Origin of the sequence: Pseudovibrio sp. POLY-S9, from assembly GCF_001431305.1 — a bacterium.
GTDB lineage: Bacteria > Pseudomonadota > Alphaproteobacteria > Rhizobiales > Stappiaceae > Pseudovibrio.
This window is the reverse complement of sequence record NZ_LCWX01000243.1, coordinates 11,239-22,281: the sequence shown is the minus strand read 5'-3', so window position 1 is coordinate 22,281 and position 11,043 is coordinate 11,239. Positions and strand designations below refer to the sequence as shown.

Below are 11,043 nucleotides of genomic sequence, written 5' to 3'. Positions count from 1 at the left end.
CAATAGTTGTTGCCACTCGGCCATCGAGAACTACCCGACCTCACAGCAGCAAAGAGCAACTGCCCTCCACCAACAACCCTACCCCATCCTTTTCGGCGATAACCAACGGATTCTCTTACAATCTGTCGCTGGCTGGTTGGCAGGTTTTGCACAGGAGTTTGAGGAGCAGAAAGCAAAACACTTGCAATTGAAGCGCCTGCCGAAATGATAGCCCCAAGCCCAATAGCACCACCAATAGTACTGATCGCTGTTGCAATGGTTCCTACTGTCGCAGCACCAGCCGCGTAAGCCCCTCCAGCTCCTAAAGCGAGCAGGCTGAGTGGCGCACTGCCAACCCCGGCAGCAGCGGCTGCGCCCGCTATAAATGCTCCTATCGCTGGCAAGACCATTGGCATTCTGGATTCCTCCAAGCTCTCAAGCATCTGGCTTCAACTGGCAGAACGCCAAGCTCGCTTATTGTCCACCAAACCCCGTCGCAAAAGATCGACCCAACGACGCTGCGACATGCACGAACCACAATGCATCCAACATCACCCGTGCAAGGTTCACCAACCCGCTGAAGACCAGCAGATGTCATACCCAGATCTAGTATGTTCACCAGTCCGCCCGCTTCATGCACAAACGCAAGAGCTTGATCCTCGGCCTCATATCGCCCTCGCCAGTGTGCAGCCGGATCTGGACCACCGCGAAAAACAATCCAATCAGCAGGAAAGCGGCAGCAATCAACACGGTCTGGCTGATAGCCAAAACCCTTGGCATAGACTTGCTGGAAGTAGGTGCGGAGAAGCTGCTCGCTCATACCAACTTAATTGGTGTTCCTCTGGCGATCACAGGAGCGTAGTTGAAAATCTTGTCGCCAATGTCTGGGTGCCGGCCCTTCTGATCGGCTTCCGTGTATCTGCCAAAAGCCGCCTCTGCGCGATGTTCAAACACCGTCGCAACCAGTATTGAAAGGCTGTAGCTGGGAGAGCTACCACTGATCGTTGATCCCTGACGCGCAGCCCTTAAGCGCCTCATGACATAAATCTGATTGAGGACCATCGGCCCAACAAGCTGCATGGTTTGCCGATCCAATATCATCAGGTATTCAACGATGTAGTTTCCATAGACCTCAGCCTGAGCATCCCACATCAAGTTCTTGATAAAGGCAGGCAAACCATGCACCCGGAAAAATGCAGTTTCATTTTCCCCTTTACTGGAGAATGGGACGCTGGGTGCTTCAAGCTGCCCTCTCATCCCAACGAACTTGTTTGGATTGTCAGCAAACCGTCGGTCTACATTGCCATTCCAGATGCAAACTGTCTCAGACGTGAAACGAAACTCCCAAGCCCTTGCAACACGTGCTTTGTTACGCCTGATAACTGCAATCTGCTCTTGCGAATATAAGCCCATCACTCACCTTCACTTGGCACATGTGGTTTCGTATTCTCGATGAACTGGAGCGAAGGTTCTGCATACCTGCCAAACTGCATCTCTACATTGAATGCAGCACCATCAACAACAGTCACCATTACAACTGGACGCACAAACTCAACTTCATCTCTGATATAAACATCAGCCCGTAGCTCAGGCCTGATCTGCACCTTTGCGATCGCACCATCTTGCTCTTCGACAAAACGCACTTGATAAAGGTGCCAGCCAACAGAGAACGCATGCCCAGGACGGATTTTTCCGCACGAGACTTTTTTGATACAGACAAACACCGTACCGGCATCAGCCTTCTTTGCGATCAAAGCTGTCGTGCCAGAGACAAAGAAACCTGCACCACCTTCAAAAGTTTGACCGCTTGAGAATGTCGTCTCGCTTGGGTCTGAAGCTTTGGGGTATCTGCCATAATGATAAAACGGCAGCAGAACAGGCACATCTCGCCCATGCAGTTGTGCCACGATGCCTTCATAGACCTCTAGGTTCAGGCTCTTGTGAACCGGTATCTCTACCAGTTTCGGACGCCAGATCCCAAGCCCCGGAACCGCACCATTTGCCAATCGACCCGTGAGCGACATTCGCTCCTCTGGCGTCTCTTGTGGGTCCAGTCCCGAAGAGTAATGCCGAGGCGCAAGAAGACCATGCGTCCACTCTAGATAAGCAACCATTTAACCAACCTGTGCTGCGGTTTGAGATTGCATAGCAGAGAAGTTCTTTTGCACAATTGTGGCTCCGGCCTGACCACCTGCAGCAATCAACCCAGCACTCGCCCTCTGCACAACCATGCCTGCAATCTGTTCAATATGGAAATCAAGTAGCTTGGAGGCTTTCACCTCAATCGTCGCGCCCATAGGCCCACCGCCACCTCTTGCAGGTTGAGGTGTGCTAGCAGCGGGCTTGGGTATCATTGGCACCGGACCACCAACAAAGCCGCCTTTTGCAAATCCCTTCGCGCTTTTGTGCAGCGCATCAAGATTGGCAACACCAAGCTTCCTAGTCGCCTCTTTCGAAAACACGTACTCATCACCGTGCACGATACCTTTAGGCGTATACTTGCCCCCCGGACCAGTCCAGCCACCACCATCAAACCCAAGGAAGGAGGATGCCATTGTTGCAAGAGCAGCCACCATCCCGCCGCCATTCGGACCTGAACTGCTAGCCCCTCCACCAAAGAAAGATCCAAAAGGCCCACTCCCAAACAATGCAGCTTGTACGCCTGCATCAAGCATTGATTGAACAAAGCGATCAAGCGCATCGTTACCAGTCTCAATCTGACTCGTGATCAAAGAGAATTCGCTTTGAATATGCTGACCTGCAAATGAGGCAATGCCCATCGCTTTTTCGTTCTTCTTTGCCCAGTTATCGTTGGCAATCACGAGCTGCTCAATCTCAGCCTTCTGCTCTTTCGTTGCCGCACTTCCCGCTTTGATCAGTTCATTATGTACGCGCCTCTGGAGTACATTCATACTCATCTGCTCGCGTTCAACCTCAAGCGCCTTAATAACTTCCTTGACTTTGTCCGACTGTTTCTTGGCAGCACTGGCAACTTTGGTTCGCGCCTTGCTCTCTGTCTGCATCGCAAAGGCACGTTTTGTAATATCAACAATCCGCTTGCCTTCATCACTGTCAGCAGTCACCCCGGCACTGCTTAGGTTCGTGTCGATTACCCGTTGCAGTGGTGTTTTCTTGGCTGTCTCAAGTATCTTCTGCTGAGCAGCGATCACACTTTGAATGCGCTCAGTTGCCGCCAACTCCTGAGCCTTCAGGCTCTTGGAGTAAGAGCTATAAGCCTCGACACTCTCCTGATCGATCTGTTTCAAGATCTCTTTGCGCTTTGAATGAAGCTCTCGAAGCTCCTCGTTTAGTAGCTCAATCCGACCAGTGCGCCCCCCACGCCCCTGCGTTGGCTTTTGAAAGTGCAGTAGTTTTGCCTGAACACGATCAATATCCTCATTAGTCGTCTCAAGCTGACCCGGCAGCGTTGCTTTATGATTGACCTCATCAACAGCACCAGCAATGCCTCGGATTGCATCCGTTAAACCAGTGGCGCTTGCAATCTGCTGCCCCCAACGCTCAAGCAGGATCTGAGTGGATTCCGCGAGACCATCGTAAGCCCCAGCCAACCCACCGCCAGCAGCTGCACCAGCACCACCGACTTGCTTTTCTACCGCATCAAGGATTGCGTTTTGTGCCTTCGCGACCTGCCCCGTGGCCATGAAGTTCTTGATCATGTCTTTCTGAGTTTGAGTGAACGATACACCAACGCGGCGAAGCGCAGACAAGCCAGTCACCGGATCTTCCAGAGCCTTACCCAACTGCACCGCAGAGCTTGAGAGAGTTCCAAAGCCAACAGCCGCCAGATCCTGACTAAGCTTGATCGTACGATCAAAGGTTGTTCCTGCAACGGATCGAAATGTTAAGAGCTGAGCAATTGCATCACGAACACCAGTTGTACTGGCAAGCGTATCAAGTCCAACACCTTGAGCAAGCTGCTCTAGCTGCTTGGATGTACGACCAGCAGAAAACCCTGTCGCTTTAAGCACCGCGTCAGTACGCTTTTGCTGCACTTCAAACGCCTCAAAAGCATTGACTGCCTTAACCGATACAGCAGCGAATGCAGCCATTGCGACACCAGCCGCAACCAGTGCTGGATTGACGCTGCCCAACGCACCACCGACCGCACCGAGACGACCGGAGACACCACCAAGCGGCCCCTCAAGGATAGCAACAGAACGACCTGCTTGAGAGAAGGTATTACGCATCTTTCCAGCAGCGGTGCCAGACTGGCCGATAGACTTGTTAAACCTCTTGATCTGATTATCGTTGAACGCTTTCTTTTGAGCACGCTCAACCTTTTTCATCTGCCGCTCTACGTCGGTCACGCGAGCTTCGTAAGTTGTGATTAGCTTCTGCTCAAGCTTGCTAGCCATATCGATTTACCAACTCTCTCAGCTCGACGTGATCATCTTCGGTGATGTCACTCTCATCAGGCCCAAGCCCATTCGCTTTGTTGTATCCATTCATTGCCGCATACAGCTCACTGATGGACGCCTTCCAGAAAACCTCTGGCGTCCATCCGAGCACAGGCATCCACTGCATCCACTCACGCAGCGGAAAGCGCGTTAGTGATCGCTCTCCGCTGCGTTGCCCTTTCCCGCCGCATCTGCTTCATCAGAATCAATAACAAGAGCCTGAGCAATCTTTCCGGCAAGATCATAAAAACCCAGAATGCCAAAAGATTTCTTCAAAGCTGCTTCCGCGTCACCTTCAATGGTCATGGCTTCAAAGCAGGTTTTGATGACGCGGATCTTGCCGCGATCAAGACCAGTCATGATTTCAGAGATGGAGAGATCAAGTTCAGCATCAATCTGATCGAGCGCTTGCATGTTCGCGCACAAAATCACATCACTGCCGTTGAAGGTGCAAGCCACTTCACCTCGCGATTTGTTGGGTTTTCTCATGTGAGCACATCCAATTCAAAGGTGATGTCACCAGTCATAGTTAGCTCAAGAGAGAACTCCAACTCACCTTGCATCGGACCGCTCACATCAACTTTGTTGAAGACCACCGTCCCGGTAAAAGTACCCCACAAAGGAACGATAATTTTTGCGTTGGCATACACCTGCCCAACAGCGTGTTGTACAACTCGCTGATACGTCTCAGAACTGGTAGCCACACCATTGCCACTGAGGGAAATTGTTCGGATACCGTAAGCACCTGAGTAGTTAAGAGGGGCACTTGGATTATCACAATTAGGCCGCGTGGTATCGACCACTTCGTTGTTAATCGAAAGGCTCTTATCTTTAACCCCACACACGCTTTCAAACGTTTCAGGGTCACCGCCATTACCAAGCTGAATCAACATCAGCTTGCCTTGGGATTCTGCACCAGCCATGCTTAGCTCTCCAGTTTTCGGATAGTAAATTGAACCGCCATCACGCCATGGCGTGTGACCCCGTCAGGATCTTCTAGCGATTGGGTATGCTCTACCAACAAGAAGCAGGTTGAAGGCCCATTGATATCAACGCCCACATCATGCAATCGCTGATAAATCTCAGCCATGATTGTCTTCAATTCCGTTTGCCCAGGTGAGCGCGACCAGATGTGAAGCGTGATGACATGCTCACCACCGGATGCACCATGCGCATCATCTGGAACGTCGCTGACTTCACCAATCTCAATAAACGGATAGGCAGAACCATCTTTGCGTTTGTGGTCATGAACACCTCGAACCCCCTCAATGATTGGAGTGGTCAGAGTGCGATATAGCCAGTCCTGCAACGCAACCGCGAACTCCATCATTTTTTGAAAGCTCTCTTATAGGCTCGATTGAGCGCAGTGCTCATACGCCGTTGATGACGACGCTTGAGCAGTCTGCGAACTGGATTGATGAATGGCTGCGCGGCAGTTTTCACAGTTCCATACTCAATGAGGAACCAGCGCCATAAGCCGTAAACACCCCACGCGCTCGAAGTCGCATATGACTTGGAAGTCTTGCCGCCCTTTTGTGTGAAGGTTGCGATGCCATCATCGACCTCACGATATTCAAGGGACTCTGCGAGATCACCATGATCTCTAGTGACAAGGCCCTTGGCAAGATCAACGAACTCTTTGCTACTCTTTTTGTTGGCCTTTTTCATTTCGTCGTCGATAGCTGGGATCATTTGGCGAGCTTGAGCTAGATGCTTCTCAATAGCTCGCGTATCAACCTTGATGCCGTCAGCCATCAGACCGCGACCCCGCGCTCAACAACCAGCTCCAAGCGCCGCTTACGCCGATCTGGATCGATGATTGAGCGAATGTTGTAGATCTCACTGTCGATCACAGCGATATCTTTTTCGCTCAGGCTTGCTGCTTGAGAGCAATAACGGACATGCAAAACCCCAGAGGCAGGAGCACTAATCGTACCAGCCGCTACCCGCTCCCGACCTTTGGACATCTGAAGCTCACAGCAGGTTTCAAACAAATCACCCCACTTATCTTCAGCACCGCCCCTACCATCAGGCACAGGAGTATTACGCCGAAAGATCACGGTGTCTCTGAGCTTGCCTGCCCGCATATCAAATTATCCTTGAAGAGATTAACCGCTTACCCAGCCAACACGATTCTTGTCGATCAAGCGTTGAGCGCTCAAAGGCAGCTCACTGGCAATGGTGCCCACCACAACAGGTTCACGGTGTTCGTACCAGTTCCCAACCATCAAATGAGCAGCATGAATGATATCGCTGGGAACGTCAGCAGATGAACCATATCCAACAGTGAACGTGATGCTCAATGCCTCTGGGTGGTCCGACATAGACGGCCATGCAAAGCCAGTTCCCGGAAACACTTTGGCTTCACTTGACCTGCGAAGCAGCCAGAGCTTGGCGGGAACAATTGAGTGTTCATTGCCATCAGTATCGAAGTAGGAAGCGCTCTCGATTTTCTGGACCGGACCACAAGGCAGCTTCAGTTTTTGATTGCCGCAAGGTGGCCGCGACCACGCGCAGCGCCAGACTTGCGTGACCAGCGCCTGACCAAGGCAACCGGACGGACCATCGAGAAACTCTGTTGCCGTCTCAATCAAGCGCTGCAGAATATCGTCATCATCCGAGTGCTTCACGCAGACCTGTCGCTTTACGTCTTGCAAAGAGAGCAGCTCCTCAACGGGTCCGCTCACTCGCTCGTAATATCCGCGATCATCAAAATGAGTTGTCATCTGATAGCCCGTTACTTAGATGCATCAGCCTTGGCAGTAGCTTTGCGAGCACGCGTACGACGTGCAGCTCTTTTCGCTTTTTGCGGTGTAATCCGCGCTGCCATACCTTTCTCGATCAAGCGGTTACCTTCTTTCGCAGTCACAGTGACGACCTCACCCATACGTTGCGAAATCTTGGGACCAGAGCGAGAGCACAAAAGTTTCACTTGCATTTCAACCTCCATTGTCAAGAGAGCGTCGGACGGATCACCGCCCGACTTTTTCAACACCCAGGTTGATTAGGAAGGCATCTTCAGATGCTTGACCGCCCGCGGGTCACCCAATCCACCATCAAGGCGCATAAGGAGGGCGATACCCAGTTGAGGCCAGAAACGCTCGCGGAGAATACCGATCAGAGGCGTTCCAACTTTGCGCACGAAGTACTTGCCGAAATCACCAAACACAATGGGTTTGGCATTTGCCCCGATGCTCTGCATTGCTTGGTTGATTGAATACTGCACACTAACAGAACCAACGCGCAAACGTCCGGTACCATCTGGAGCTTCTGTGATCAGATAGCGACCTTCACCATCCTTCAGTTTGCGCAGTGCCAGCAATGTGTTGTCGTTAAACATCGCTCGGACTTTTGGTGACTGGCGATAGGCGGGGTCAACAGAGTGCACCAGTTCAAGGATTTCATCAGAAGAGAGTGCGTTGTTAGCAGCAGCCTCATATCCTTGTGGAGCTGCCGTCACAATGCCGGTAGCCTCGCCAGTTCCCGTTCCAATGGTTAGCTGCTTGTTCGCTTTCCTACCACTGCGCTCTCCAAGCAGACTAGAAAGCAAACCTTCCATTGCAAAGACGCTATCTTGTGCCAGCTCTGGTGAGAACTTGATAAATGGTGTGTTGAACGAATGCGCTCCCAACGTGAAACGAGCAAAGGTGATGTCGCCACTATTATCATCTTTCGGCTCGCCACCTTCAGTATGCCCCTCCGCCTCTTTGTCCGTATCATCAAGGGTCGGCATCGGAATTGGGTTACCACTTGAGGAGTTGATAACTGTGCAGACGTCTTCATCGTACATCGGACCAAAGGCGGCCATCGCCTTGATCAACGTGGTTTGAAGCTCTTCCGGTACCGTATAGCCACCAGCACCTTCAACCGTTGTTGTCTGTGTTCTGAACTCAGCAGTAGAGTCCACACCTTGCCGCAGCAGATTACGAGCTTCAGGTTCAAGCAAAGACATGTCGCCACCGCTGCGCACCAACTGGTGAAAGGCTTCGCGATAAGCTATCGGCTTGTGATCATCGCCCCCCCGCGCCTCATCACCATCACCATGAGGCCGACGCTCATCACCAGCGTTGGCAGAACGCTCAGCCTTTTCTAGCTTTTCTTCACGCTCAGCCTGTTTTTCCAGCTTTGCGTGATCAGCCATCATGGTATCGAATTCGGCTTCGACCTCGGCTGCACGTTCTTCTGTTGTATCATCTTTAATTTCATCAAGTTTTGCACGAGCGTTCGTGGCAATGCGCGCCATCTTCTCGCGCAGCTCTTTAAGCTTGCTCATTTCATAGCTCCAGTTTTTTGAAGAAAGCGCCGACTAGACGCGAGAGAAAGCAAATGGGCGCAGCCTATTTGCTGTTTGCCTGTTCCATTTGAACAAGGCCCAACTGCATCCGCCGCTTACTCACAGAAACAGCGGATGATTTTCGTTGCGGGGAAAGGTTCTCACGATGTGTCTGCAAACTACGCAGGCCAATTTCTGTTCCCTCGTAGGCAGGGTTCGTAACAACCGAGACATCATAGAGTTCGGCTTTCTCAACCGAACGCATCGGAGGATCGACCGTTTCGTCCCATGTCTCTTTGACAGCGGAAAAAGCGAACGACATTTTATCCAAATCACCGCGCTGCATCTTGGGAATGAGCGCCTGCACATCGGGATCATTTGGATCAAGCTCAGTCTCTATCTTCAAGCCGTGATCATCTTCGGACAGCTTCAAGGTGCCTGAGCGTGTCCGAGCGAGAGGCAACCCATGATGATTGACCAGAAAGACAACATCGTCTTTTCCGATTGCATCCGAGAAAGCCCCCGGCAAAATTCGCTCTCTGAAGAAACCGCAAATATCTGTTTCTTGATTGAAGACCGCCGCATATCCAGTTACGCGGATGCCCTCGCCATCGTCACCTTCACGGACTTCAACGGCTTGCCCCATGCGAGTTTCATGCTTCATCGTCGCCCTCTTTCTTAGGCGCAGCACCAGCCTTCGGCGCTGGCAGATTGAGTTGATAGTTGATTGGGAATGTTCCGCCTTGAATGAAGAGATGTTTGCCTTCTGGAGCATCACTCAAGTTCTCACGCCGACGCGCCTCATTTGGCATTAGCACGCCGTGTGTGATACCTGTCGCATAGCCTTCCATGCGGGTCTTGAAGTCACCGCGCAGCAGGCCATCCATATTGAACTCAACAAACTGGTTACGGTTTGAGCGGCCAAAGAGCTTTAGGTTTAGCTCTTGCTCAAGCTGGTTCACCCATCGGCGGATGGTGTGTTTCGTCAGGTGCAAGTCCTGCTGTTCAACATTATTGAATTTTGCGCCTGTGAGATCCTGAAGGAATGCGGGTGGTAGCTGGTAAATGCGAGCAGCTTCCTCAATCCCAAATCGCTTAGTCTCAATAAGTTGGCTCTTATCTGGATCGGAACCGACCGTCTTGATATCCATCCCTGACGGCAAAGTGAAAGCATTCCGGCTCTTTGCAAGTATATCTAAGATCGCACTTTGAAACTCCTCAGCCGCACGCTTGAGTGCTTCCTTATTTTGAAAGTTGCCAGTCACCACATAAGGCGGCACACCACCATTATTGAAGTAGTTGCTGGCATAACTATTGGCATCAATCATCAGGCCAATAGCTTGCGCACAAGCAGCAAGCGGACCACGGTGCTTGAGTGAGTTGCCCTGCATCATGAATGCCAGGTCGATAATCTCACGCGCCTCATAGACCAGCGTCCGATTGCCATCGCGATACTCATAGAAGGTGCGACCAACCCGGCGAACGATTGTCACCTTTGAAGGATCAAGCGGCCATAGATTGATGACCTGCTCCCGTTTGTTGCGTTCAATAAAAGTGAAGCCCCTGCCACCAGTCAGCACATTCATGAAGAAGTGATAGCGCCAAGCAAACGAGGTCGTCTCATCATTGACTGCAAATCCAAGAATGTCTGCGATGCCATCTCTTACCCGTTTACGGTCATCCCCTGTCCGGTCATAAACATGCAGCGGCAAACTCGCCAAGGTGGATGCGATGAAGTTCACCGCACACCAGATCGCTGGAATGCTCAAAGCTGCATCAATGGTAACTACCGTCCCGCCCTTTGAGGTGTAGTTGCCCATCCCAAAGGACTGCAAAAAATTCTCCGCAGTTAGCGACACACTAGGATCTTCCAGTGTGCTGCGTTTCTCTTTAGGCTTGATCGTCGGGATTTTCATGAAGCCACCAATTTGAAGTTAGGATCATTGTCCCATGGTGTTGGAGCTGGCCCGCTGTCGAAGCGCTCGCGACATGTAGCAACACCAATCGACATCACCTGAGAGACCATTCCATCGATACGGCCCGTTGCTTTTTGCTTGTCGAACATCCGGTGTCCGGTTCGGTTCTGAGCGTAAGCAACATTCGCCGCGCAGTTCGTCATCATGGGATTGGAAGCAACTCGCATGCGGCCATCAAACACCGCATCCTCAAACTTGTTTATGGAATCGGGCATCCATAAATAGACCTCCTGAGCACCTTCAGGCTGCTCCTTGTCCTTGTCGAGAATCCGCTTAGCAAATCCTTGCGGATGTATCGTCATCGGCAAGTCTGCCCCGATATCGTTCAGGTGGTCTTGCAGGTTCTCTAGCCCGTATTGATCACAACCAATTTCAACAGGATGAGCTTTGGCGCAGA

At 51.6% G+C, this 11,043-nt stretch carries 15 protein-coding genes and 1 pseudogene; all 16 read right to left on the bottom strand.

Features of this window, described 5'->3' with window-relative positions:
- Positions 1–395 (bottom strand): hypothetical protein (locus PPL9_RS32620; protein ID WP_200962382.1); only part of this gene is annotated, 395 nt, incomplete at its 3' end.
- A gap of 400 nt (positions 396–795) precedes the next feature.
- A complete protein-coding gene (locus tag PPL9_RS27220) occupies positions 796–1,392 on the bottom strand; it encodes a hypothetical protein (RefSeq protein ID WP_057465668.1) in 597 nt (198 codons plus the stop codon).
- Positions 1,392–2,093 (bottom strand): hypothetical protein, encoded by a 702-nt coding sequence (locus PPL9_RS27215; RefSeq protein WP_057465667.1) that lies wholly within the window; start codon positions 2,091–2,093, stop codon positions 1,392–1,394. Before PPL9_RS27215 ends, PPL9_RS27220 begins: the two co-directional genes overlap by 1 nt.
- Positions 2,094–4,355: a phage tail length tape measure family protein gene (locus PPL9_RS27210; RefSeq protein ID WP_057465666.1), complete on the bottom strand. Its 2,262-nt coding sequence runs from the start codon at positions 4,353–4,355 to the stop codon at positions 2,094–2,096.
- Positions 4,348–4,515 carry a phage tail assembly chaperone gene (locus PPL9_RS32870; RefSeq protein ID WP_200962381.1) on the bottom strand — a complete coding sequence of 56 codons (168 nt, stop codon included), beginning with the start codon at positions 4,513–4,515 and terminating at the stop codon, positions 4,348–4,350. Before PPL9_RS32870 ends, PPL9_RS27210 begins: the two co-directional genes overlap by 8 nt.
- A 32-nt stretch (positions 4,516–4,547) precedes the next feature.
- Positions 4,548–4,886: a hypothetical protein gene (locus PPL9_RS27205; protein WP_152986847.1), complete on the bottom strand. Its 339-nt coding sequence runs from the start codon at positions 4,884–4,886 to the stop codon at positions 4,548–4,550.
- On the bottom strand, positions 4,883–5,320 hold the full coding sequence (locus tag PPL9_RS27200; RefSeq protein WP_057465664.1) for a phage tail tube protein: 438 nt from the start codon (positions 5,318–5,320) through the stop codon (positions 4,883–4,885). Before PPL9_RS27200 ends, PPL9_RS27205 begins: the two co-directional genes overlap by 4 nt.
- Before the next feature lie 2 nt (positions 5,321–5,322).
- Positions 5,323–5,727 carry a DUF3168 domain-containing protein gene (locus tag PPL9_RS27195; RefSeq protein WP_082597140.1) on the bottom strand — a complete coding sequence of 135 codons (405 nt, stop codon included), beginning with the start codon at positions 5,725–5,727 and terminating at the stop codon, positions 5,323–5,325.
- On the bottom strand, positions 5,724–6,152 hold the full coding sequence (locus tag PPL9_RS27190) for an HK97 gp10 family phage protein (protein ID WP_057465662.1): 429 nt from the start codon (positions 6,150–6,152) through the stop codon (positions 5,724–5,726). Before PPL9_RS27190 ends, PPL9_RS27195 begins: the two co-directional genes overlap by 4 nt.
- Positions 6,152–6,484, bottom strand: coding sequence for a phage head closure protein (locus PPL9_RS27185; RefSeq protein WP_057465661.1), 333 nt, complete (start codon positions 6,482–6,484; stop codon positions 6,152–6,154). Before PPL9_RS27185 ends, PPL9_RS27190 begins: the two co-directional genes overlap by 1 nt.
- Before the next feature lie 21 nt (positions 6,485–6,505).
- The gene (locus PPL9_RS27180) at positions 6,506–7,123 is read right to left on the bottom strand and encodes a hypothetical protein (RefSeq protein ID WP_057465660.1); all 618 of its coding nucleotides are present in this window, start codon (positions 7,121–7,123) and stop codon (positions 6,506–6,508) included.
- Between the two features lie 11 nt (positions 7,124–7,134).
- Positions 7,135–7,335: a hypothetical protein gene (locus PPL9_RS27175; protein WP_152986846.1), complete on the bottom strand. Its 201-nt coding sequence runs from the start codon at positions 7,333–7,335 to the stop codon at positions 7,135–7,137.
- 66 nt (positions 7,336–7,401) lie between these two features.
- On the bottom strand, positions 7,402–8,670 hold the full coding sequence (locus PPL9_RS27170) for a phage major capsid protein (protein ID WP_057465658.1): 1,269 nt from the start codon (positions 8,668–8,670) through the stop codon (positions 7,402–7,404).
- A gap of 64 nt (positions 8,671–8,734) precedes the next feature.
- Positions 8,735–9,334 carry an HK97 family phage prohead protease gene (locus tag PPL9_RS27165; RefSeq protein WP_057465657.1) on the bottom strand — a complete coding sequence of 200 codons (600 nt, stop codon included), beginning with the start codon at positions 9,332–9,334 and terminating at the stop codon, positions 8,735–8,737.
- On the bottom strand, positions 9,324–10,586 hold the full coding sequence (locus PPL9_RS27160) for a phage portal protein (RefSeq protein ID WP_057465656.1): 1,263 nt from the start codon (positions 10,584–10,586) through the stop codon (positions 9,324–9,326). The genes PPL9_RS27165 and PPL9_RS27160 overlap by 11 nt, the downstream gene beginning before the upstream one ends.
- Positions 10,583–11,043: pseudogene (locus tag PPL9_RS34495) on the bottom strand (terminase large subunit); the annotation flags it as partial. The pseudogene PPL9_RS34495 and the gene PPL9_RS27160, both read right to left, overlap by 4 nt.